The organism is Brevundimonas diminuta (genome assembly GCF_022654015.1).
GTDB lineage: Bacteria > Pseudomonadota > Alphaproteobacteria > Caulobacterales > Caulobacteraceae > Brevundimonas > Brevundimonas diminuta_C.
Genome location: NZ_CP073063.1, coordinates 1,670,820 through 1,694,264 on the forward strand (window position 1 = coordinate 1,670,820; position 23,445 = coordinate 1,694,264).

Genomic DNA, 23,445 nt, shown 5'->3' on the forward strand with positions numbered 1-23,445 from the left:
CGCTGCGGGGTACTCAACGCTACGCTACTGACGCTGTTTTGCCGCACAGAAGATTTCGAAGGTAAACGCGGCCATAGGGAATGTTCCGTAGCGGCTCGATATCGCAGGTTTACGACCTGTTCTCCCTCTTGACCTAACGTCAGGCGGTGAACGGGGGTATCATGGGCTTTCTTCATTCGATCGCGCCTCTTCTGGCCAGCAGCGCCAGGGAGAGGGTCAAGCAGGTCCCGGTCAGGCTGCTGCTTGCCGCCTTGGTCGGTTGGGCGATGACCGAAGCCGGGATGCTGCGATGGGTCCCGCTGTGGCTGGCGGTCGCGGTTCTGGTTCAGGCATTCGAACTGTGGGCCATGGCGCCGTTCAGGCGCGCCGAGCCGTCACAAAGCCCGCTGTCCGTGTTCGTCGCCTTGGCGTCCACCACCGTGATGGCGACGACCTATGCCGTCATGGCCTTGATGATCTGGTCCACCAACCATCCAGCGCTTGTCACGCTCGCCGCCCTGACGATGGCGGGCGGTCTGTTGACCAACGTCGCATCCGGCATCGCTTCACGAACGATTTTCTTCATCGGCGGCAGTCCCTATCTGGCGGCGCTGGCCCTTATGCCGGCGATCAAGGTGATCCAGGGCGACACCCGCGGGGTCGTGGTCATGACCCTGTCCGCCATCCTGTTCGTCGGCATGGTGCTGAACATCTACTGGCGGGTGCACGGATCGCGCGAAGCCGAGGTGAAATCCAGGGCGGAGGCGGAAACACGGTTGGAACAGGCGCAGGCGGCCATGGCCGACCGCGCGGCGATGGCGGCGATCGTCAGCCACGAACTGCGCACGCCCGTCAGCGCCATCCTGGCCGGCGCCCATGTCATTCGTGACGGCAAGTCGCCAGACCACCGCGAGGAGACGGCCGATCTAATCATCGACGCCGGACGATTGATGACCGGCATGCTGAACGACCTGCTGGACCATTCGAAGATGGAAGCGGGCGCGATGACGATGGAAAGCCGCGACTTCGAACTGGGCGATCTGATGCGCGATACCGTGCGGTTCTGGACCGCGCCAGCGGCGGACAAGGGACTGGCGCTGGACATGTCGGGCGTGGACAGCGAGGCGGTGTGGCTGCGCGGAGACCCCTATCGTCTGCGCCAGATCATCAACAACCTTGTATCCAACGCGATCAAGTTCACGCCGACGGGCGCGATCCGGCTCGAAGCCTCGGCGCCGCGTAGCGATGGAAAACATTGTCTGACCCTCACCGTCACTGACCAGGGGGCCGGCATCGCGCCGGAGGCGATGAGTCGGCTGTTCACCCCCTTCGCCCAGGGGTCCGCCGAGGTGGCGCGCACCTATGGCGGGACAGGCTTGGGCCTGACCGTCAGCCGGGAGTTGGCGCGGTTGATGGGTGGCGATCTGACAGTCAAGAGCACGCCGGGGCAGGGCGCCGCCTTTACCCTTTGCGTCGATCTGCCAGCGGGTCAGCCGACGCAGGCTTTGGACGGACACGAGGCGGAGGCGCCCGTGCTGGCCCGGCGGCTTCGCATCCTGGCCGTGGACGATCATGAGATCAATCGCCGCACGATCTCGCTTGTGCTTCAGCCGCTGGATGTCGATCTAACCACGGCCTCGGACGGCCATCTGGCGCTGGCGCTGTTGTCGGAAAAGGCGTTCGACGTGGTGCTGATGGATGTGAACATGCCCGGCATCGACGGCAATGAGACGACACGCCGCTTGCGCGCATCGGACGGGCCCAATGCGGACGCTCCTGTGATCGGGTTCAGCGCGGGCACGGAAGCCGAACAGGTGCAGGCCTGCTATGCGGCCGGCATGACGGACTGGCTGGCCAAGCCGCTGGAGCCGAAGAAGCTCTACGACGCCTTGCACCGCGCGACATCGACGGCGGCGCAGGTGAAGGCCGCTTAAGCCAGGGCTGCGAACCACGGACGCAGGCGGCTCAAGGCGTCTTCGATCTCCGGCGTCGAGACGGCGAAGCTGAAACGGATGAAATGGCAGCCTTCGACAGGGTCGAAGTCGACGCCGGGCGCGGTGGCGACGCCGGTGTCGCGCAACAACTGCTCGCAGAAGGCCACGCTGTCGTTCGTCAGATGGCCGATGTCGGCCCAGATGTAGAAGGCGCCGTCGGGGGGCGCGATCTTGCGCAGACCCAGCGCGGGCAACGCCTCCAGCATCAGCTGGCGGTTGCGGGCGTAGGTCTGGATATGCCCTTCCAGCTCATCGATCGCGTCCATGGCGACCAGACCGGCATGCTGGCTGAGGCTGGGCGGGGTCAGGAACATGTTGCCGATATAGGCGCGGGCGGCGTCGATCCGCGCCTCCGGGACCAGGAGCCAACCCAGGCGCCAGCCCGCCATGCTCCAGTATTTGGAGAAGCTGTTGATGACCACGGCGTCCGGCGCAAACTGCAGCATCGAGGGCGTCGGGCCGACGTAGCTGAGACCGTGGTAAATCTCGTCCGACACGATGGCGATGTTGCGCGCGCGGCAGATCTCGGCGATGGCGGCCAGCTCGGCGTCCGGGATGATGGTGCCGGTCGGATTGGCGGGGCTGGCGATGATGACGCCGGCGGGGGCGGGATCCAGCGTCTGGAGTTGGGCGGCGGTGAGCTGGAACCCGGTCTCGGGACCGCAGGCGATTTCGACCGGGTCAAGATGCAGGGCCCGCAGGGTGTTGCGATAGGCGACGTAACCGGGCCGGGCCAGGGCGATCCGGTCGCCGGGCTTGAATAGCGTGCTCAGCGCCAGAACCAGGGCCGGCGAGGCCCCGCAGGTCAGCAGGATGCGGTTGGGATCGACGGCGACGCCGTATCGCTCGTCGTAGAGGCGCGCGATCCGATTGCGCAGATCGGGACTTTCCCAATAGCCCATGGCGTCGACGTCCAGCACCTGATGCGCTCGCGCAATCGCGGCGGCGGGCGCGCCGGTCGAGGGCTGGCCGAACTCCATATGGATGATCGACCGGCCTTCGCTCTTGAGCTGATGCGCCAGGCGGCTGACGGAGATGGCGCGGAACGGTTCGACGGTCATTGAAGGGCATCCGCCAGTCGCAGAAAGCCCGCGACATCGATGGTTTCGGCGCGGGCGTCGGGCTCAATGCCGGCGGCCTCGCACAGGGCGGCGCCGCCCAGCTGTTTCAGGCTGGACCGCAGCATTTTGCGGCGCTGTCCGAAGGCGGCGGCGGTGACGCGTTCCAGCTTCTTCAAGCGTTCCGGCGACGGGCGTTCGTCCAGCGGAACCAGATGGACAACGGCCGAGGCCACCTTGGGCGGCGGGGTAAAGGCGGCGGCGGGCAGATGCATGACGATGCGGGCGGTACAGACGGCCTGGGCGATGACCGCCAGACGGCCGTACGCGTCCTCGCTCGGCCCTGCGGCGACGCGCTCGGCGACCTCCTTCTGGAACATCAGGGTCAGGCTGTGGGGCAGCCACGGGCCGGTTAGCCATTTGATCAGCAGGGCGGTGCCGACATTATAGGGCAGGTTGGACACCAGATGGGTCGGACCGGAGACCAGATCGGCCTCCTTCACCTTCAGCGCATCGGCTTGGACGATAGTCAGGCGGCCGGAGCCATCGTCCAGTTCGGTCAGCAAGGGAATGAAGCGCGGATCCTTTTCCACCAGGACCACGGCGCCGGCGTCGGATTCCAGCAGGGCGCGCGTCAGGCCGCCTGGGCCGGGGCCGACCTCGATCACCGCGCGGCCCTCGAACGGACCGGCCAGACGCACGATCTTGCGAGTGACGTTCAGGTCCAGCAGGAAATGCTGTCCGAAGCTCTTCTTGGCCGAAAGGCCGTGGGCGTCGAGGGTTTCGCGGAGGGAGGGAAGGTCGGTCACACGCCCTGTTAGCGCGCGGCGCGGGCCGCCGCCATCTCCGATGCGAGGCGAATGGCGGCGATCAGGCTGTCTGCGCGCGCGACGCCCTTGCCGGCGATGTCGAAGCCGGTGCCGTGATCGGGCGAGGTGCGGATGATCGGCAGGCCCAGCGAGACGTTGACCCCGCCCCAGAAGTCCAGGGTCTTGACCGGGATCAGAGCCTGGTCGTGATACATGCAGATGGCCGCATCATAGGTCGCGCGCGCCTCGTCATGGAACAGGGTGTCGGCGGGTCGGGGGTCGGTGATGTCGATCCCCTCGGCGCGAAGCTGTTCGGCGACGGGAATCAGGATGTCGCGTTCCTGCAGACCCAAGGCGCCGCCTTCGCCTGCGTGGGGGTTCAGGGCCGCCATGGCCAGGCGCGGCCGGGCGATGGCGAAGTCGCGTTTCAGGCTTTCGTGGACGACGCGGGCAGTGCGGGCGACGCGCTCGGCCGTGACCAGTTCCGGCACTTGGTCCAGGGCGACGTGAATGGTGACGAGGCAGGCGCGCAGGTCTTGGGCCGTCAGCATCATCACCGGACCGCGCGTGCCGGCATAGGGTGCATCGGCGGTCAGTTCGGCGATGAACTCGGTATGGCCGGGAAAGCGGAAGCCTGAGGCGTACATCGGCGCCTTGGCGATCGGGGCGGTGACGACGCCGGACGCCTCGCCGGACAGGGCGAAGCTTACCGCCTCCTCGATCCCGTCCGCGACGGCCGAGGCATTGGCCGGATCGGGCGATCCGACCAGGACCGGCGCGGGCAGGGGGCGATGAAGGACGGGAAGGGCGGAGCCGGACAGATCGCGAGCGTCACCGGGAGTCCCGACTTCGGCCACGGGGACGCCTTGTGCGCGCAGCAGCGCGGCGTCGCCGATGACGACGAAGGCCGTCTGGTCGGCGCGCAACGCTTTCCAGGCGGCGGCCACGATCTCCGGCCCGACGCCGGCGGGTTCGCCCAGCGTCAGAACCAAAGGCGCGACCGCTGGGGTCATTTGAACTCGATCAGGGCGTCGCTGCGCAGATCGCGCAGATACCGGCGCTCCAGCACGGCCAGGTTCTGGGCGCGCAGACGGTTTTCGACCTGCTGACGGTTCGGCGCTTCCGGCCCGCCGACGCGACGACCGCAGACGGCGACCAGGTGCAGACCTAGCGGGGTGCGGATCGGCGTCGAGACCGAACCGATTTCACCGGTGCGGGCGAACTGCTGGAACTGGGGCGCCAGGTTGGCGACGTCGGATTCGCCGAGGTCGGCGCCCAGGACACCCTGGGTCGCGCGCGCCTGGGAGATGATGTTGTCGCAGGTCAAGCCGTTACGCAGACCTTCCAGCTTGGCGGTCGCGGCGGCCACGTCAGCTTCCGACGCGGTTTCAGGCAGTTCGACCATGACCTGCTTCAGCGAAACCAGGCTGGTGGAGGCGCCGTCACGCTTGTCGCGGAGGTAGAGAATATAGACGCCGCCATCGACGACGATGGGATTCGACAGCTGCCCCGGTTGGAGCTGTTCCAGGACCGATTGCACCGCTGGTTGGAGCGAATCCTTGACCACCCAGCCCGCATCGCCCGGCACGCGGGCGCTGGCCGAGGGGGCGGCTGAGAACTGCTGGGCGACGGCCTGGAACGGCGCGCCCTGGATGATCTGCTGCACCAACTGACGGGCGCCGTTCAGGGCCGCCTGCGCGCCGCCGACGCGAGCGGCGTCGATGTAGATTTCGCCGAGCAGGAACTGGGGCTTGGAGGCCGCCTCGTTCAGACGGCGGACTTCCTGATCGACCTGAAGGGTGCTGGCGCGGGCGCGGCTGTTGAAGCGACCCGGGATCAGCTGGCTCCAGCCGATCTGGGTGCGCAGGTTGTCGCGGAAGGCGGCGGGCTGGATGCCGCCCTGTTGCAGGAACTGCATATAGGCCTGCGGCGTCGTGCCGGCGGCACGGGCCATTTCGGCGATCTCGCCGTCGACTTCCTCGTCCGTGACTTTCAGGCTCTCGAACTTGGCCATCTCCTGATCCTTGAGGCGATCCTCGATCAGGGCGTTCAGGGCGGCTTGCTGAATGGCGGGCAGGTTCTGCTCGGTCGGCTGGACCTGGGACGAGGCGATCAGCATCAGCATGCGCTGACGCAGATCAAAGCCGGTGATGATCTTGTCGTTGACCGTGGCGACGATGCCGTCGGCCATTTCAAACTGAGGCTCGGCGCGCGCCGTCGTCGGCGCCTCTTCAGCCGCAGGATTCGGGGCGCCGGCCGCAGGGCCCTGCGCGGGCGTGGGGGTCTGTACCGGAGCGGGCGCCGTCTGGGCATAGGCCGAACCGGCGAGGAGGACTGCCGCGAGCGCAGCCCCCGTCGAATAACGCATCAAACCCATTGGTCGTCCTGATTCCTCACAGCGGTCCGCCAGCCAGGCCGGCAGGCGGTCGCGCCCCGTAAAGCGTCATGCTCAACGCATATCGCCCTGTCCATAACCTGAACCTCCGAAAGTGGCGAGGTTTAGGCGCACATAGATGCCTTCCGACGGGCCGCCGGGCCGTGCGCGGGTGTTGTCGCGCCGATAACCCAGCTCGAACCGCAGGCAGTCGTCGTCGAACAGCACGCCGACTTCGGATCGCGTGATCTCGTTCTGGTCCAGATCGGCGATGCCGGCGACGGTAAAGCCCCAGTTCTGGAAAACGAACTGCTGACCCGCCAGCTGGACAAATTCGTAGTTGCGGTTCAGCGGCCCGTCGACGGGGTTCGACTGATCCAGAATGTAGCTGACGGTGGCCAGGTTACGGCGACCCCAGCGGCCGTCCAGCGCCGCTTCGGCGCGGCGCACCTCGCCCGAACCGTCCACGGTGGCGTGGAACCAACTGCGGATGCGATCCGACGGCGAGAAGTCGCCCAGGACCACCCAATCCGAGGTCTCGGAGGCCAGGCCCGTGGGGTCATAGAGCCGCGCGGGGTCATCGGGAATCGACGTTTTGAAGTCGTCCTGCTGGTCGAAACGATAGCTGCGTCCCACGAACAGGCTGGCCTTGCGACCTTCAGCCCAGCGGATCGTGGCGCGACCGCCCGCCGTCACGCGCGCGCCGCCTTCCAGCAGATCGTAGCCGGAGAAGCGATCCATGCGGAACAGCGACGACTCGTCCAGTTCCAGAACCTGGGAGTCCTCGATGGGGATGCGGCGGTCCAGGCTGACCTTGTTGGAAACCGAGACCTGACCCATCGGCTCCAGGATGATGTCGGCGTCGGCGATGCGTTTGATCAGCGGATAGGCGACATCCACGCCCGCGCTGAACCTGGACCGACTGATCGTCTCGTCGCTGTCGACGCCCATCATCGGCGGCAGGTCGGACATGGAATAGAGATCGACCCGCGTGTCGACGAACGGCTCCACGCGCATGCCGACCGGCAGGATGATCGCCCGTCGCCATTCCACCTGACCCGTGATGCGGCGGCTGTCGACGCCGGCCAGACCTGTGGTGACGGGGGGGACGATCTCCGGGTTCAGGATCGGCGCGCCGACGAAAGCGTCGCGGTAGAGCGAAACGGCCGAACCCTTCAGGCGCAGCCGCCCGCCGAAGACCAGTTCTCGTGGCTCCCAGCGGACGTCAATCAGCGGAGCGACCAAGGGCAGGGTGTCGTCGTCCTCGAACACCTTGAAGCCGTTGGCGTCGCGGAAGTCCGTCGCGGCGAAGGCCGGGTTCAAGCGCAGGCTCTGGATCGAGAAGGCTGCGACCGAAACATAGGACCGATCGGTCTGATGTTCGGCGTAGATCTGGCTGATCAGACGACGGCGGTCGCCGTAGTAGAGGCCGTTGTCCTGATACGGAGAGCGCACGTCATAGCGGTCGAACAGCGTCTTGTCCGAGGTGCGCTCGGCCGTGAAGCCGAACCGCCATGGGCCATCCGGATCGAACTCGCCGTGCGACAACAGATAGCTGCGGTGTTCGCGATCGCCGAACTTGACGTTGTTGTCGAAGTCGCCGTCGCCGTTCAGATCGAAGTCGCCGAACTCGCGCTCGTAAGTATAGCCGCCGCGCGCCACGATCATGCCGTTGGCGAACCGTCGGCGCCATTGCAGGTTCAGCAGCGGGGCGACCCTGGTGTTGATCTGCGGGCTGATCAGCCAGTCCTCGGACGGCGATAGGACATGCAGATAGGGAACCTCGACGGAGACGCCGCGACCCTCGTCATAGTTGACGATCGGCACCAGGAAGCCCGAGGCCCGCTCGACCGAGGGATCGGGGTGGGCGAAGAAGGGCGTGTAGAAGACGGGCACCGGACCGATGTAGAAGACGGCGTTGCGATACAGGATCGCGCGCAACTGCTCGTCCTGCGTCACCTTCTCCGCCTGGATGGAGATGGTCGGCGTCTTTGGACCGCCATCGTCGCAGATCGGGCAGGGGGTGAAGCGGGCGTAGTTCAGTTCGCTGACGTTCTCGCTGCGGCGCACAGCCGTTGCGGCCATCAGACTGGCGCCGTTGGCCAGACGCGTGGCGAAATCCACGGCGACGCCGGTCTCCAGGTTTTCATCCAGCTCGAGACGGCTGGCGTAGACCACCGTGCCGTCGGGCGCGATGGCCTCGACGCGGCCTTCGGCCGTCGCCGAGCCGGCGTTCAAATCATAGGACAGGTTCTCGCCGCGCAGCACATGGCCGCGCGTGCGGACATTGGCGCGGTTCTCGGGCGTGCCGCTGACGATGATGTTGTCGCCTTCGCGACGCGCATTGTCGGCGTCGACATAGACCGCTTCGGGCGGCAGGCCGTCGGAAGGCGCGGCTGCGGCTGGGGGGGTGGTTTGCGCCCATGCGGGCGTCGCCAAGGGCGCGCAGGCGACCAGGGCCGCACCGGCGAGAAGCCTTGCTTTGAAAGCGTCGAAGCGCCGATCACCCTGCATAGGCCATCCGTAGTCTGAGAAGCGAGCGCCCGATTAGCCGTCTTCGGTATAGAACAGCAAGGTCAAGGCTGCGAGCGCCGTAAGAACAGGCGGCAGCCAGGCGGAGACGAAGGGCGCCACGACCTCGGCCGATCCCATCGCCGACGAAAACTGGTTCAGGAAGAAGAAGGCGAAGCCCAGCACCACGGCCGCCACGCTCATGCGCGCCAGGTCGCCCAAACGCATCAGCCGCAGCGAGAAGGCGGCGGCCAGGATGGACATGGCGGCGAACACGAGCGGCGTGGCCAAAAGTTGCTGGAAGCGCAGGCGATAGGCGGTCGAGGTGAAGCCGGCGTTCTCGATTCGGCTGATCTGGTTCGGCAGCGACCAGAAGGGCGTGGCCTGCGGTCGGGCGAAACGATCGAAGGCCTCGTCGTCCGCCAGGCTGGAGACAAGTGTCAGGCTGGAATAGGTGACCGCGCGCTGGCCGATCTGGGCGCCGACCGCATCGGTCAGGCGCCAGCTGCCGGCGTTCAGAGAGGCCGACTTGGCGTCGATCCGCTCGGAGAAGGTGCGACCACCGCCGGGGGCGGTCGTGTAGATGAAGAAGCTGACGTTCAGCAGTCGGGCGTTGGCGCGGTCCTGCTGGCCGGCGCGGATGATCATCTGGCGCTGATCGTCGCCCTCGCGCAGCCAGATCGCCTCCTTGGGGTCGCCGCCGGGCGCCGTGCCGGAAATCCGCGCGCGCTCGCGTTGCCACAGACCGTCGCCGGCCGAGGCCATCGGACCCAAGACCGTGACGGTCAGAACGCCCAGCACGAAGGCCATGCCGGCCGCCGGCAGGACGAAACGCCAGGCGGAGACGCCCGCCGCGCGCATGGCGATCAGTTCGCTGCGGCGGTTCAGGCTGATGAAGGCCGACAGGGTGCCGAACAGGAAAACGAACGGCATCAACTGCACGATGACCGACGGCGACTTCAGCAGCACCAGGCCGAAGATGCGGACAGCCGACAGATCTTGGGCCGAGCCAACGCCCCGCGAGACCTCGACAAAGTCGATCAGCATGACGAGGGCCGAGATTACGGCCAGGGCCACGCCCAGCGACTTCAGCTGCTGGACCAGCACATAGCGTTCGATCCCACCCAGACGGGGGATATGCGGCGAACGACGGGCGGAGGCGGCGACGGCGGTCATGCGAACTTGGCCTTCAGATCGCGCAGGGCGGCGGTGGTCCGGCTGCGACGCGGCTTCAGCGCGCGGAACAGAACACGCAGGGCGACGACGATAGCCACGATCGGCACGACGTACTGGAGCACGTTCATCCAGCCGTTCCAGGCGCTGGCGGCCACAAGGCCGTAGCCGATGACGCGCAGGACCAGGAACAGGCCCGCCGCCTTGGCGATGCGCAAGGTATAGCCGGTGCGGCTGAAGGCGCCGCCCAGGATGGCCGAAAGCGCCAGGGCCATGGCGACCATGGCGTAGAGGGGCGAGGCCAGCCGCGAATGCGCCTCGGCCAGCAGCTCGCCACGCGAGCCTGCGACCTCAAGCACCTTGGCCGTCGGGTTCAGCAGCTGGCGCAGATAGAGGTCGGTCGGCTTGTAGCGAATGGTGTCGGTCACCCCGACGAAGGGCGCGAGAGAGAAATCGTACCGCCCGAACGACAGCGTCTCGAGCACGCCGTCCGACGAATAGCGTTGGGCCGAGCCGTCGATCATGGTCAGGATCGGAATGCCGCCGGCGTCGCGGCTGAAGCGCGCCTCGGACGCGTTCCAGGTCGTAACCTTGTCCTTGTCGTCCAGATAGACGAACAGGTTCTTCAGCAGTCCGTTCTGCTCAATCTGCTGCACATAGACGGTCAGGCCATCAGGCCCCTGAACGAACTGGCCTTCCTCGACCAGCAGGGCGGCGAGGTCGGTACGGATGTCGAACGCCTGACGCCGCGCCTCCTGCTGCGCCCAAGGCAGAATGAAAACATTGACCAGCAGCGTGACCAGGGCGACCAGCACGGCGATACGTGCGGCCGGCGATATGACCTGCCACCGGGTCATGCCGCCCGCGAAGGCCGCCGTCAGCTCCTGCTCGCGTTGCAGACGCGTCAGGGCGATCAGGGCGCCGACGAAAAGGCCAATCGGCAGAATCACCGAAAGCAGTTGCGGCAGGGCGAGCAGGGTCAGCTTGACCATGATCCACACGCTCTGGCCCCGCTCCACGATGACCTGGAGTTGGTCGAGGCTCTGGCTCAGAATCCCGATTCCCGCCAGCGCTGCGCACGCGGCGATCACAGGGAACAGGATCTGGCGAAAAAGGTATCTTTGAATCAGGGTCATGGGCGGATGGACTTCGCCCGGTTGCAGGCGGCGACATTGAGGCGCATCTAGTAGCACATCAGGGCGCGTCCGCGACAAGCAGACGCGCCGTTGTCATTTTGCTGTTTGCAGACGCCGGGTGGGGCCTGGCTGGAGTTGATTGAATGAAGATCGAATTCGTCGCCGCCGTGGACGCCGCCGAAATCCTGGCCGTTCCGGTTTTTGAAGATCGCACCTTCACCCCCGCCGGGACCGTGCTGGACGGTAAGGCCAACGGCGCCCTGACCAAGGCGGCGGGCAAGGGTCGTTTCACCGGCAAGGCCGGGCAGAGCCTGAGCATCGCCGCGCCGTCGGGTGTCGAGGCGGACGCCGTGCTGCTGGTCGGCGCGGGCGCCAAGGACAAGCTGGACGATCTGGCGGTCGAGGCCTTCGGCGGCAACGCCTATGCGGCGGTCAAGCTGTCGGGCGCCGAGGTGCTGACGATCGACGCATCGGACCTGTCGCCCGAGCAGGCCGCCCGCGTCGGTTTTGCCGCGCGTCTGGCCGCCTATCGCTTCGACAAGTATCGCACGACGCAAAAGGCCGACAAGATTCCGTCCATCACCACCATCCGCGTGGTCACGACCGACCTGCGGGGCGCCGAAGCCGCGCTGGAGCCGCTGTCGGCCGTCGCCGACGGCGTGATCTTCGCGCGCGATCTGGTGTCCGAGCCTGCCAACGTCCTGTATCCGGCCGAGTTCGCCAAGCGGGTGAAGGCGCTGGAGAGCCTGGGCCTTGAAGTCGAAATCCTCGGCGAGGCCGAGATGGAGAAGCTGGGCATGCGCACCCTGTTGGGCGTGGGCCAGGGCAGCCGTCGCGAAAGCCAGCTGGCGATCATGAAGTGGAACGGCGGCGAAGCCGGCGCTCAGCCCCTGGCCTTCGTCGGCAAGGGCGTCTGCTTCGACACCGGCGGCATCTCGATCAAGCCGGCGGACGGCATGGAAGACATGAAGTGGGACATGGGCGGCGCGGCCGCCGTGACCGGAACCATGATCGCCCTGGCCAGCCGCAAGGCCAAGGCCAATGTCATCGGGGTGCTGGGCCTGGTCGAGAACATGCCGGACGGCAACGCCCAGCGTCCGGGCGATGTGGTCGTGTCCATGTCGGGTCAGACGGTTGAGGTCATCAACACCGACGCCGAAGGTCGCCTCGTTCTGGCCGACGCCCTCTGGTATACGCAGGAGCGCTTCAAGCCGAAGTTCATGATCGACCTGGCCACCCTGACGGGCGCCATGATCGTGGCCCTTGGCCTGGATTACGCGGGCGTCTTCTCGAACTCCGACGATGTCGCCGATCCGATCCTGGCGGCGGCCAAGAAGGTCGGCGAGAACTTCTGGCGCATGCCGATCCCGGCCATTTACGAGCAGCACATCGATTCCAAGATCGCCGATGTGAAGAACACCGGCAACGGCCGCGCCGGCGGCTCGATCACCGCCGCCCTGTTCCTGCAACGCTTCACCAACGGCGTGCCGTGGGCGCACCTGGACATCGCCCCGACGGCCTGGGCCAACAAGAGCCCCAGCCCCACCGTGCCGGAAGGCGGCGTCGGCTTCGCCGTGCGCACGCTGGACCGGATGGTCGCGGATTCCTACGAAGGCTGATCGGTTGGGAGGTAGAGCCGGGTGAGCGACAAGCCCGAAATCTGGTTCTATCACCTGGAGCGTTCATCGCTGGATCAGGTGCTGCCAACTCTGCTCGAAAAGACGATCGAGCGGGGTTGGCGGGCCATTATCAAATCGTCGCATTCGCATCGTCTGGACGAGGTCGACGAGACGCTGTGGACGTTTCGCGATGACAGTTTTTTGCCGCACGGCCGGGCCGACCAGCCCCATGCCGAGCGCCAGCCTGTGCTGTTGAGCGAGACGGGCGAGAACCTGAACGGCGCTCAGGCGCTGTTCATAGTCGACGACGCAGAACTGGGCGGGACGGAAGGGTTCGAACGATGCTTCATTATTTTCGACGGTCGCGACGAGCCGGCTTTGCAACACGCGCGGGGACGTTGGAAGGCGCTGAAGGGGCAAGGCGCGAACCTGGCCTATTGGCGTCAAACGGACGAAGGGCGCTGGGAAAAGGCGGCCTGATCGGACTGGTTCTGCTGGCCGGTTGTTCGACGCCGGTTTCCGAGGCGCCTGCGCCGCGTGCGGTCGAGCAGGCTCAGCTCAACCCGCCCGTCGGCAGCCGAATGCCGACCGCCCAGACCGAGGACGTCTGCAAGGCCGGCGAGATGCAGTATCTGGTCGGCAAGTCCCGCACCGAAATCCCGGTGCCGGTGGACGTCGTCAATCGGCGCGTGACCTGCACCACCTGTCCGGTGACGCAGGACTTCTCCGCCTATCGTCTGAACATCTTCTACAACGAACAGACCGGCATCATCGAACAGGTCCGCTGCGGCTGAGCCCGACGCAAGGAGAAGACCATGAAGATCATCGTGAGCACCCTGATGGCCGCCGGCGCCTTGGCCGTGTCGGCCTGTGCGCCGGTCCAGACCGCCGAGCCTGCGTCGGGATCGGACACCGCCTTCAAGGCGTGCAAGGTTTCGGATTATCAGAGCTATGTGGGGCGCAACCGTTCGGCCATCCCGACCGCGCCTGCCGGCCAGACGTTCCGCGTGCTGTGCACCACCTGCGCCGCGACCATGGATTATCGCGAGAACCGGGTGAACTTCGTCTATGACGAGGCGACGAACATCGTGCGCGAAGTGAAGTGCGGCTGAGTTTTACCGCCCCACCGTATCGCCCGGCCACAGCGGTCCGCTGAATTTCGCCGCCAGATAGTCCATGAAAGCCGTGACCCTGGCCGGACGCGGTCCGCCGCTGGGCGCCACCAGATGCAGGGCGATGGGCGGCAGCCGCCAGTCGGTCATCACCGTCTCGAGATGGCCGTCGGCGACGTCCTTCCAGTAGATGAAGTCCGGCTGGGGAAAGAGCCCCAGACCCGCGCACAACGACGCCGTCAGGGCGTCGGAGTTGTTGGCCCGCAGCGGCCCGCGCGGATGCACGACCACTTCTTCGCCCGCCGCATTGCTGAACCGCCAGGTGTCCGGGCTGGGCATGTAGGCGTAGCCGAGACAGGCATGACGGGCCAGATCGTCGGGATGGGTGGGGCGACCCCGCTGATCCAGATAGGACGGCGAGGCCACCAGGGCGCGGGCCACAGGCCGCAGCTTGCGCGCCGTCAGCGAGGAATCGGCCAGGGCGGCGATCCTCAGCGCGCAATCGAAGCCGCCGCCGACCAGATCGATGACCTCGTCCGACAGGTGCAGATCGACCGACACGTCCGGGTGAGTGGCGAGGAACTCGGGCAGGGCCGGGGCCACATAGGCCATGCCGAACGACATGGGCGCCGCCAGTCGCACCAAGCCGCGCGGCGTGACGGACATATCCAGAGCCTCCGACACAGCACCCTCGGCCTCGGCCAGCATGTGGGCGGCGCGGGCGGCCAGGGTTCGGCCTGCATCGGTCAGGGCGAAGCGCCGTGAGGTGCGGTGGAGCAATGTGGTCTTCAGCTGCTGTTCCAGCCGCGTGACCGCCTTGGACACGGTCGCCTTGGACAGGCCCAGCGTCTCGGCGGCACCGGAGAAGGACTGGCTGTCGGCGACCTTGGCGAAGATGGCCAGTGCTTCCAGATCGGGCAGGCGGGACATGGGCGGCCTTGCGTCCTGAAACGATGAGTTTCGGTTGTTTCTATTTCTGATCGGTCGCCGATCTCTATCTTGGCGTCAAGCAAAGGCGTCGGACGGTTCCGACGCGAAAGGACGAGTGCGATGATCGAGCGCAGACCATTTGAATCCCTCGGCGGCGCCAACCATGGCTGGCTGAACGCCAAACACCATTTCTCCTTCGCCAACTACTATGATCCCAAGCGGATGAGCTGGGGCAATCTGCGGGTCTGGAACGACGACGAGATCGCCGCCGGCACGGGCTTCCCGCCGCATCCCCACGCCGACATGGAAATCATCACCTATGTCCGCGACGGGGCCATCACCCACGAGGACAGTCTGGGCAACAAGGGCCGAACGGTCGCGGGCGATGTGCAGGTGATGAGCGCTGGAACCGGCATACGGCACGCCGAATACAACGCCGAGCCGGACCTGACACGGATCTTCCAGATCTGGATCGAGCCGACCCGTCGCGGCGACGCGCCGAGTTGGGGCACCAAGCCCTTCCCCAAGGGCGAGCGGTCAGGTCAGTTCGTGGTCCTGGCGTCGGGCTTTGAGGGCGATACGCTTGAAAGCGGTGGGGACGCCCTGCCGATCCGCACCGATGCGCGGATCGTGGCGGCGACGCTGAAGGCGGGCGACAGCGCCGACTATCCGCTGGGCGGCGCGCGGCGGGCCTATCTGGTCCCGGCGAAGGGCGAGGTCGAGGTCAATGGCGTCCGACTGAACGCCCGTGACGGCGCGGCCATCGCCCAGGAGGATGTCGTGACGGTCAAGGCGCTGTCCGACGCCGAGGTCGTGCTGGTGGACGCCGCCTGATTTTCGGAACAAGCTTCACGGTCGGACCCGATCCGACCGTGAACAACCGCATCAAAAAGGCGAGGAAAGAGAATGTTCAATCAAGCGAATGGCTGGTCTTCCCGCGCCCTGGCGGCGCTCAGGATCGTCGCCGGTCTGTTGTTCCTGGCGCATGGCGTCATCAAGGTCTTCGGCTTTCCGGCCGGGGCCGAACCCGGTCAGCAGGAGCTGCTGTCGTTGTTCGGCATCGGCGGCGTGATCGAACTGATCACGGGCCTGTTGCTGATCCTTGGCCTGTTCACGCGTCCGGCCGCCTTCATCGCCTCGGGCCAGATGGCGGTCGCCTACTGGATGTTCCACTTCCCCAGCAGCCCTTATCCGGCCGTGAACGGCGGCGACGCGGCCATCCTGTATTGCTTCATTTTTCTGTACATCTTCACCGCCGGTCCGGGCGCGTGGAGCATCGACAATCGAACCGCAAAACGGTTCTGATTTGTGGAAATGGAAAGGCCGCCGCGCTATCCTGCGCGGCGGCTTTTTCATGCCTTAAGGCTTGCGGCCCAATCGGCGGCGCGGACCAGGCTGTCGACGATGCCGGGTTCCGACGATGCGTGGCCGGCGTCGCCGACGATGTCCAGATGGGCCTCGGGCCAGGCGCGGTGCAGCGCCCAGGCGCCAGAAATCGGCGTCACCACGTCGAACCGGCCCTGCGCGATCCAGCACGGGATATGCCGCATCCGGTTCACATTCTTCAGCAGCCAGCCGTCCTCCTCGAAGAAGCCGGCGTTGGTGAAGAACCAGTTCTCGATCCGGGCGAAGGCGACGGCGAAGTCGGGCTCGGCGAACTTGTCCGGCCGGGCGTTGGGGCCCTCGACGCTGACGGTTTCGCCCTCCCAGCTGGACCAGGCGACGGCGCAGCGTTCGCGCTCGGCCACGTCATCGCCGATCAGCCGCTTGTAATAGGCTGCCATCAGGTCGCCGCGCTCGGCCTCGGGGATGGGGGCGACGAAGCGCTCCCAGGCGTCCGGGAAGATCATCGAGGCGCCGTCCTGATAGAACCAGTGCAACTCCTTCTTCGTCAGCAGGAAGATGCCGCGTAGCAAGAGCGCGATGACTTTTTCAGGATGGGTGATGGCGTAGGCCATCGACAGGGTCGAACCCCAGGAGCCGCCGAACACTACCCATTGGTCGACGCCGCACAGGGCGCGCAGCCGCTCGATGTCGTCGATCAGGGTCCAGGTCGTGTTGTCTTCCAGCGAGGCGTGGGGCCGCGACTGACCGCAGCCGCGCTGGTCGAACATGATGATGCGATAGACGGCGGGATCGAAGAAGCGGCGCATGCCCGGATTGACCGCGCCGCCAGGCCCGCCGTGCAGAACCAGGACCGGCAAGCCGTGCGGATTGCCGGATTCCTCGTAATAGATTTCATGCACGCCTTCGGTCGGCATCCAACCCGAGGCATAGGCCTCGATCTCGGGGTGGAGCACACGACGCGGCTCGGCGGGCGTGGGGAAGGCCATGGATGCTTGGTCTTTCTAAAGGGAATCAGGGGCGAGAACGCAAGGCCGCAAAGGCCAGGCAGAGCCAGCCGGCGATCATCAACAGGCCGCCGATCGGGGCCACGGCGCCGAACGCCGGCACGCCAAGAAAGGCGATCGCCGCCAGGGCGAGGCAGAAGATCAGGCCGCCGATCGATCCGAGCCAGCCCGCAAGCCGCGCCATCCCACCGCCCCCTGTCCATTGGGCGCAGGCGAAGGCGAAGACGGCGTGGACGATCTGATACTGTGCGCCGGTGGTCAGCAGGGTCTTGATCTGCGGCCCGGCGCCATGCGCGGCGAAGGCGCCCAGCGCCACGGCCAGGGCTCCATTCAGGGCGGCGAAAACGATCAGGTTGCGACTCACTGTCATTTCGAAACCCTAGACCGCCAGTGCGCCGATGTCTGCGACGCAGGAAGGTTATCCGACACGCGGCAGCGGCGTCAGGTGGCTGGCCATGGCCGAGGCGGCGGCCTTGACGCCCTTGCGCACCGCCGCCTCATTGGCGGGGGCGGGCGCCCTCAGCAGGCCGATCGACGGCGTCAGAGGGCCATCCGGCAGGTCCGAGAGCACGCGGTAGAGAATATAGGAGCCGGCGTCTTCCTCGATGTCGGACGAGGCGTCGGCCTGCAGCCCGGCGGCGGTCAGGGCGCGAACCATGTCGGCGACGGGCGCCGTGGTGCGGGCCACGCCCGGCCCGGTGCTGGACAGGCGGTGCTTGTAGTCGAGAGTGCGGTTTTCAGCGCGCATCTGGACCCGGAAGCCTGCGCCCTTTTGCGTGCGTCCGACCAGGAGGACAGCCCGGCATTCCCCGCTCCCGAGACGGGCGGCCAGGGTGGAGGCGAGTTCGTCGGGATCGGCGGCGGCGATGGGCACGGCGCGGGCCCCGCTGGGGCTCCAGATTTCGCCCGACAGATCCTCGACCAGATCCCACCCGTCATCGTCGCCGTCATAGGCGCATATGATGATGCCAGGGCGGCGATCGCCGCTCGTCCGACTGTCGATTTCGTTCATCGTGCCAGTCATAGCCCCATCCATGACAGTTCGGTGACGTGCAAGTGGCTGTAACTTCCCGACGCCGTCAAGTGCGCAAAAGTCTTAGCCCAGGTCGCCGACCGCCGCATCCAGCAACATGAAGGCGCGACCGCTGTCGGACGCCAGGCTGGACTGCACCGCCGCGCTGTCTCCGGCGCGAGCCGAAGCGTTCAGCATGACCGCGAAGTTGCGGACATAGCGTTCGGCGTCAGCGCGCAGTTCGGCGTCGCTGAGGACGCGGCGAGACACGCTGCGGACGGCGGCCGGGGCGACGCGACGCACGATCTGACGCGCGGCGTCGGGGTCGCCGTTGCTGAAGGCGCGCGCGGCCTCTTCGACGCGCGAGCGGGGCAGGAGGGCGTTGGGATCGACTCCCATGCGCCGGATGGCGGCGGCGACCCTGTCGGACAGGGCTTCGGCCTCGGCAGGCGAAGGGGAGGGCGTGTCCAGCTCCAGCGGGGCCTCGCTGTCGTCGTCGCCGTCGATCAGATCGCTCCAGTCCAGGCCCTTGTCGGTGGACGGCGGCGGCGTCTCTGCGGGCTCGAGGCGCAGGCGGCTGCGCAGGCCGAACCGGCGCTCTTCGGCGGGCGGCGAGGCGGGAGGCGTGGGGCGATCGATCCGGCGCTCCGTACGAGGTTCGGGCCGGGCTTCGATCTCTGCGGCCGGCTCGCGACGACGCGCCGGCGTCGTATCGCCCGACACCACGCCCATCAGACGCACGGCCTCGGTCAGCATGTCGTAGTTTCGGCGCACGCGATCCTGGAACCCGACATCCAGGGCCTCGGTGTCTTCCGCCGCCTTGCGCGAAGCGGCGGAAAGGGAGGCCAGGCCTTCCTCGACCGTGGCGCGCACGGCGTCAGCCCGTGAGCGGGCTTCTTGAGGCAGGCGCGCGGCGCGTTCGTCGATGTCGGCGACGGCGGTGTCGATTTCCGACAAGGCGCTGTTGAGACGTGCAACCAGGGTTTCCAGGCGGCTGACCATCCGTTCGCCGGTTTCTTCGACCAAGCCGGACGTTTCGGTGACGATGCGGCGGGCGTCGGCGATGCGAGCGTCGGCGGCCGTGTCGGCCTTCTGGGCGGCTTCAAACAGGGATTCACCCAGTCGGTCGGTGCGGAGACGGGCCTGTTCGGCGGCGTCGGCGGCGGCGGCGCGGGAATCCTCGGCCGTGGCGCGCATCTGCTCCAGGGCGCGGCGCGTCTCTTCCATCAGAGCGTCGCGCGCCTCGGCCGCCAAGGCTTCGAAGCGATCCAAGGCGACCTTGGTGGCGGAATCGAAGCCGTCGGCCTCGCGTTGCGACATGTCGACGAGAGCGCGGAACTGGTCGGTGGCGGCCTCGACCAGATCGCGCATGGACTCGACCGAGGTCTGGGTGGTGCGATCCAGATCGCCCGCGGCGCTGCGCGTGGCGGACAGATGTTCGATCAATTGGGCGCGCTGGCTTTCGACCTGGGCGGAGAAGTCCTCCTGATCGGTGCGCAGGGCGTAGGCGGCGGTGACCAGGGCGGCGCGTTGCTGGCTGAGGCCTTCCTCGACGGATTGGATCTGCTCGGCGACGCCCGAACCGGCGTTCTCAAGTCGAATGGTCTGGCGCGCCAGATCGTCGGAGGCCACGCGTGCGGCGTCTTGGGCTTCACCAGCGGCGGCGGCGAGGTCGGCGGCGCGCGCGGCGAGGGCGGCCTCGGCCTCACGCAGTTGCGCCTGAGCCAGATCGGAGGCGTCCGCGACCATGCGCGACTGCCGCTCGACCGCGTCGATGACGCCCGACGCCTGCGTATCCAGGTGGATGCCCAGGGTCTGCATCTGGTCGCGCTCGCGGCCGAGGTTTTCGGTGAGACGTCGTGCGGTGCGGCCGGCGTTCTCGGCCGCCTCGTTCAGGCGCGTTGTCTCTTGGGCCAACGCCACTCGGAGCAGGGCCATGTCGTTGCGGGCGCGTTCCGCCGCCAGGGTGGCGTGATCGATGTCGGAACGCAGCGACTGAAGCACCTCGCCGGTTTGCTGGGCGGCCAGGGCGGTCGGAGCCACGAGGGCCTCGGCCAGCTGCCGGGCGCGGCGCGTCTCTGCGGCCAGACCGGCACCCTGTCGGACGGCATGGGCCAACATGATGGCCAAACCCGCAGGGGCCAGGGCGATCAGGGCGTAGATGGCGATCCGCAGCGGGTCCAGTTCTGCCCCGCCGGCGCCGAACTCGTAAGCGGCCCAGGAGGCGACACCGCCGATCCACAGGGCGGAGGCAACGCCTGCGATCACATAGGCGTGGCGCCCGGACGGCTCGCCCTGGGGCTTGGCTTGAACGGTTTTCACAGCCGGCGGTTTGGACAGTTCGAACGGCGCGGGCGGCTGACCGGCGGTGACCGCCATATCGACAGGAGCCTCTGGCGTCGCTTCCCCATTGACAGGGGCGACGCCGCTTTCGGCGGCAAGGGCGCGTTCTTCGGCCTGCCGCTGCTCTTCCAGCAGGCGACGGCGGCGGCGCTCGGACATTGGCGGCTCGAACGTCGGCTGCACGATCTCGAAATCAGGCTCGGGAATCGGGTCGAGCGACGGTGTCGCCTCCTGGACCGGCATTTCATCGGAGGCCGAAAGATCGACCGGCGCAACGGCCTCGTCGTCGGTCAGCTTCAGCGGCGGCCGTTTGGGAGACTTCATAAGCTCAAAAACTCGATCTCTACGCGGGCGTCCGACAGCGCCGAGGAAACCCTAGAGCATGATCGATGCGGACGAAACCGACTCAAGCCCGCAACCTGTCGATGAACCGCGTCATGCAGCGCGCAAAGCGCCGCAGCGTTCAGCAGTCGCGCTTGGATTCGGAAAGCAGCGTGGCGTTGGAGCCGGTGTCACGGCACTCCACCACACGGCGCACTTCGCGGTCGCCGTGGTTGGGGTTGTGGGTGTCGACGCCGAACTGCGTCAGGACGGCGGCGGCCAGCAGGGCGATGAAGCCAGCGATCAGTTCGACAAGCGCCTGCATTCTACCCTCCCTCGCAGCCTGTATGGCTACGCTCCTTATGCGCCAAATCGGCGAACGTCACAATCCCGCCCTGAAAGATTGACCGAGAGACACGCGCGTGAAACGGAGGATGCAGGCGCTTCGACACCATGTCACGCGAATCAAACAGATAGGTCGCATGACTCTAGCCGGCGACAGTTACGAAGGCAGTCTGCTGGAGCCGGGGCCAGCCCTGTGGACGTCCGCCGTCGCGCACCGCTTTTCGGTGCTGATGGAAAACGAGGCCTATTTCGACGCCCTGTCTTCGGCGATCCACAAGGCTCAACGCTCCATCGTGCTGCTGGGATGGCAGTTCGATCCACGCACCCATCTGGATCCGGAAACGCGGCCCGGCGACAAGTCGGCGGAAATCGGTCGCCAGCTGCGGATGCTGGTCAAGAAAAAGCCGGACCTGGATGTGCGACTGCTCATCTGGAAATCGCCGCTGCTGATCGCCGCGTCGCAGGGCTTCTATCCGCACAAGGCGCAGCGCTGGTTCCGTAAGCGGATGGTGGAGTTTCGGCTCGATTCCCCCGGTCCTATCGGCGCCTGCCATCACCAGAAGGTGGTGGTTATCGACGACAAGGTGGCCTTCTGCGGCGGCGGCGACATCTCGACCGATCGCTGGGATTCCGACGAACATCTGGACGGCGACCCGCGCCGCGCCCTACCGAGCGGCCTGATCTGCAAGGCGCGTCACGAGGTGATGAGCGTGATGGACGGTCCTGCGGCGCGGGCGCTGGGCGATCTGGCGCGCGAACGCTGGTTCAAGGCGACGTGGGAGCGCACCATACCTGATGAGGTCGAGGACGATCCTTGGCCCGACGGGGTGCCGGTGCAGATGACCGACGTGCCCGTCGGCATCGCCCGCACAGAGCCGAAATGGTCTGGGCGTCAGGAGGTACGCGAGAGCGAAGCCTTGCATCTGGAATCAATTCGGCGCGCCAAGCGGCTGATCTATATTGAGAACCAGTATTTCACCTCGCCGGTCATCGCCGCCGCATTGGCCGAACGTCTGGCCGAGGTGGATGGGCCGCAGGTCATCGTCATCTCGACCGCCAAGAGCCCGAGTTGGTTCGACAGCATGACCATGGACACGGCCCGGGCCGAGGTGCTGCACCGGCTGGAGCAGGCGGACAAATACAACCGCTTCTTCGCCTTCGCCCCACTGACCGCCGACGGCGACCGGATTATCGTCCATGCCAAGGTGACCATCATCGATGATCGGCTGCTGCGGATTGGGTCCACCAATCTGAATAACCGGTCGATGGGCCTGGATACCGAATGCGACATCGCCGCCGAGCCTGTCGATGCGGCGGGTCGGGCCTTCATTACGGCGCATCGTCACCGGACGATCGCCCATTGGCTGGGCGTTGCGACGGAGGACTATTCGGCGGTCGAGGGCGTATTCGGCTCGGTGGGGCAGGCGATCTGCAACTTCGAAACCGATCGGCTTAAGCCGCTGGGTTCAGAGCCCCCAACGCGCATCCAGCGGATGTTTGCGGAATGGCAGTTGGGCGACCCGACGTCGTCCAGCGATGCCTGGCGGCCGTGGAAGCGGCTGAACCGTTCGCAGCGCACCCGCCCCGCGTCCGAGGGCGGTCACGCGCCGGGCTGAATGACCTCGAAATCGACGATCAGCGGCAGGTGGTCCGAGGCCACGCGCGCTAGGGGCGAGAAGGCGGATTGCACCGCGCGGATGCGGATATGTGGGCTGACGAAACAGTGGTCGATGCGAATGGCGGGGAAAGCCGACGGGAAGGTCTTCACGCTGGGCTTCTGGCCCAACTGACGCTGGCAGTCCTGTAGGCTGCGGCACAGGGTCTGATAGGGGCGGGTGATCGAAGTGGCGTTGAAATCGCCGGCCAACAGGATCGGTCCCTCGCATGCGCCGACCCAGCCGGACCCGGCCAGAGCGGCGGCCTGAAGCCGCTGCTCGCGTGGGACCAGGCCCAGGTGGGTGTTCATGACGTTCACGCCCGTGCCGTCGATCTCGATTTCCGACCAGATCGCCCCGCGCGGTTCCAGGCCCGGAATGCCGCTCACGGTCGGCAGGGCGCCGGCGCGGATCAGCCGTTCGGGATGCGGGGTCAGGATGGCGTCGCCGTACTGTTCGGCCTCGACCCGCATCGCCGGGTGAAAGCGTGAGGTCATGGCCAGACCGTCGGCGATCGCCTCGGCCTGATCGACCCCGCCTGTGCGCGCGCGGCCCACGTCCAGTTCCTGCAGGCAGACGATGTCCGGCTCGAACTCGGCGATGACGGCGACGATCCGGCCGACATCCAGGCGACGATCCGTGCCGACGCAGCGGTGGACGTTGTAGGTGAGAAGGCGAGGCATGAACTGGCGACTGGTTGAACGTTGACCGTGGGCTAGGCCT

22 protein-coding genes are annotated in these 23,445 nt (G+C 66.7%); 8 read left to right on the forward strand and 14 right to left on the reverse strand.

Annotated features, from left to right (window positions below):
• Positions 1–161 precede the first annotated feature (161 nt).
• Complete coding sequence (locus KAK88_RS08250; protein ID WP_242076276.1) at positions 162–1,913, forward strand: ATP-binding protein; 1,752 nt, start codon at positions 162–164, stop codon at positions 1,911–1,913.
• Here KAK88_RS08250 and KAK88_RS08255 read toward each other — a convergent pair.
• The 7 genes from KAK88_RS08255 to KAK88_RS08285 form a co-directional block, all read right to left on the reverse strand.
• The gene (locus tag KAK88_RS08255; protein WP_242076277.1) at positions 1,910–3,034 is read right to left on the reverse strand and encodes a pyridoxal phosphate-dependent aminotransferase; all 1,125 of its coding nucleotides are present in this window, start codon (positions 3,032–3,034) and stop codon (positions 1,910–1,912) included. The two genes, KAK88_RS08250 and KAK88_RS08255, sit on opposite strands and share 4 nt — an antisense overlap.
• The gene (gene rsmA, locus KAK88_RS08260) at positions 3,031–3,840 is read right to left on the reverse strand and encodes a 16S rRNA (adenine(1518)-N(6)/adenine(1519)-N(6))-dimethyltransferase RsmA (protein ID WP_242076278.1); all 810 of its coding nucleotides are present in this window, start codon (positions 3,838–3,840) and stop codon (positions 3,031–3,033) included. The genes KAK88_RS08255 and rsmA overlap by 4 nt, the downstream gene beginning before the upstream one ends.
• Before the next feature lie 8 nt (positions 3,841–3,848).
• Positions 3,849–4,853, reverse strand: coding sequence for a 4-hydroxythreonine-4-phosphate dehydrogenase PdxA (gene pdxA, locus KAK88_RS08265; protein ID WP_242076279.1), 1,005 nt, complete (start codon positions 4,851–4,853; stop codon positions 3,849–3,851).
• Positions 4,850–6,217, reverse strand: coding sequence for a peptidylprolyl isomerase (locus KAK88_RS08270; RefSeq protein WP_242076280.1), 1,368 nt, complete (start codon positions 6,215–6,217; stop codon positions 4,850–4,852). The genes pdxA and KAK88_RS08270 overlap by 4 nt, the downstream gene beginning before the upstream one ends.
• A gap of 72 nt (positions 6,218–6,289) precedes the next feature.
• On the reverse strand, positions 6,290–8,728 hold the full coding sequence (locus KAK88_RS08275) for an LPS-assembly protein LptD (RefSeq protein ID WP_242076281.1): 2,439 nt from the start codon (positions 8,726–8,728) through the stop codon (positions 6,290–6,292).
• Positions 8,729–8,761: 33 nt separating this feature from the next.
• Positions 8,762–9,901, reverse strand: coding sequence for an LPS export ABC transporter permease LptG (gene lptG / locus KAK88_RS08280; protein ID WP_242076282.1), 1,140 nt, complete (start codon positions 9,899–9,901; stop codon positions 8,762–8,764).
• Positions 9,898–11,034: an LptF/LptG family permease gene (locus KAK88_RS08285; RefSeq protein ID WP_242076283.1), complete on the reverse strand. Its 1,137-nt coding sequence runs from the start codon at positions 11,032–11,034 to the stop codon at positions 9,898–9,900. Before KAK88_RS08285 ends, lptG begins: the two co-directional genes overlap by 4 nt.
• A gap of 143 nt (positions 11,035–11,177) precedes the next feature.
• Here KAK88_RS08285 and KAK88_RS08290 point away from each other — a divergent pair, with 143 nt between their 5' ends.
• Genes KAK88_RS08290 through KAK88_RS08305 form a run of 4 tightly spaced genes read left to right on the forward strand, consistent with a single transcriptional unit; the run spans position 11,178 to position 13,765 of the window.
• The gene (locus KAK88_RS08290; protein ID WP_242076284.1) at positions 11,178–12,653 is read left to right on the forward strand and encodes a leucyl aminopeptidase; all 1,476 of its coding nucleotides are present in this window, start codon (positions 11,178–11,180) and stop codon (positions 12,651–12,653) included.
• Positions 12,654–12,674: 21 nt separating this feature from the next.
• On the forward strand, positions 12,675–13,133 hold the full coding sequence (locus KAK88_RS08295; RefSeq protein ID WP_242076285.1) for a DNA polymerase III subunit chi: 459 nt from the start codon (positions 12,675–12,677) through the stop codon (positions 13,131–13,133).
• Positions 13,091–13,447: a hypothetical protein gene (locus KAK88_RS08300; protein WP_174085785.1), complete on the forward strand. Its 357-nt coding sequence runs from the start codon at positions 13,091–13,093 to the stop codon at positions 13,445–13,447. The genes KAK88_RS08295 and KAK88_RS08300 overlap by 43 nt, the downstream gene beginning before the upstream one ends.
• 21 nt (positions 13,448–13,468) lie before the next feature.
• The gene (locus KAK88_RS08305; protein WP_242076286.1) at positions 13,469–13,765 is read left to right on the forward strand and encodes a hemolysin; all 297 of its coding nucleotides are present in this window, start codon (positions 13,469–13,471) and stop codon (positions 13,763–13,765) included.
• A 3-nt stretch (positions 13,766–13,768) separates the two neighbouring features.
• On the opposite strand, the gene KAK88_RS08310 is transcribed toward KAK88_RS08305, so the two are convergent.
• Entirely contained in the window at positions 13,769–14,695 is a 927-nt protein-coding gene (locus KAK88_RS08310) for a LysR family transcriptional regulator (protein WP_066551671.1), read from the reverse strand.
• 120 nt (positions 14,696–14,815) lie between these two features.
• Between KAK88_RS08310 and KAK88_RS08315 the strand changes: the two genes are divergently transcribed.
• On the forward strand, positions 14,816–15,529 hold the full coding sequence (locus tag KAK88_RS08315) for a pirin family protein (protein WP_045811267.1): 714 nt from the start codon (positions 14,816–14,818) through the stop codon (positions 15,527–15,529).
• A gap of 72 nt (positions 15,530–15,601) precedes the next feature.
• Positions 15,602–16,000 carry a DoxX family protein gene (locus KAK88_RS08320; RefSeq protein ID WP_039247985.1) on the forward strand — a complete coding sequence of 133 codons (399 nt, stop codon included), beginning with the start codon at positions 15,602–15,604 and terminating at the stop codon, positions 15,998–16,000.
• A gap of 47 nt (positions 16,001–16,047) precedes the next feature.
• Here the strand turns inward: KAK88_RS08320 and pip are convergent, their stop codons facing one another.
• The 5 genes from pip to KAK88_RS08345 form a co-directional block, all read right to left on the reverse strand.
• A complete protein-coding gene (pip, locus tag KAK88_RS08325; protein WP_242076287.1) occupies positions 16,048–17,028 on the reverse strand; it encodes a prolyl aminopeptidase in 981 nt (326 codons plus the stop codon).
• 25 nt (positions 17,029–17,053) lie between these two features.
• Positions 17,054–17,416, reverse strand: a complete 363-nt coding sequence (locus tag KAK88_RS08330; protein ID WP_242076288.1) for a DUF423 domain-containing protein — start codon at positions 17,414–17,416, stop codon at positions 17,054–17,056.
• A gap of 48 nt (positions 17,417–17,464) precedes the next feature.
• A complete protein-coding gene (locus KAK88_RS08335) occupies positions 17,465–18,070 on the reverse strand; it encodes a hypothetical protein (RefSeq protein WP_082064464.1) in 606 nt (201 codons plus the stop codon).
• A 72-nt stretch (positions 18,071–18,142) separates the two neighbouring features.
• A complete protein-coding gene (locus KAK88_RS08340) occupies positions 18,143–20,725 on the reverse strand; it encodes a tipN (protein WP_242076289.1) in 2,583 nt (860 codons plus the stop codon).
• Positions 20,726–20,864: 139 nt separating this feature from the next.
• Positions 20,865–21,047: a hypothetical protein gene (locus KAK88_RS08345; protein ID WP_039247996.1), complete on the reverse strand. Its 183-nt coding sequence runs from the start codon at positions 21,045–21,047 to the stop codon at positions 20,865–20,867.
• 157 nt (positions 21,048–21,204) lie between these two features.
• On the opposite strand from KAK88_RS08345, the gene KAK88_RS08350 reads away from it, so the two are divergent.
• Positions 21,205–22,683, forward strand: coding sequence for a phospholipase D-like domain-containing protein (locus tag KAK88_RS08350; RefSeq protein WP_242076290.1), 1,479 nt, complete (start codon positions 21,205–21,207; stop codon positions 22,681–22,683).
• Here the strand turns inward: KAK88_RS08350 and KAK88_RS08355 are convergent.
• Positions 22,668–23,405: an endonuclease/exonuclease/phosphatase family protein gene (locus KAK88_RS08355; RefSeq protein WP_161639355.1), complete on the reverse strand. Its 738-nt coding sequence runs from the start codon at positions 23,403–23,405 to the stop codon at positions 22,668–22,670. The genes KAK88_RS08350 and KAK88_RS08355 overlap by 16 nt on opposite strands.
• Positions 23,406–23,445: the final 40 nt, after the last annotated feature.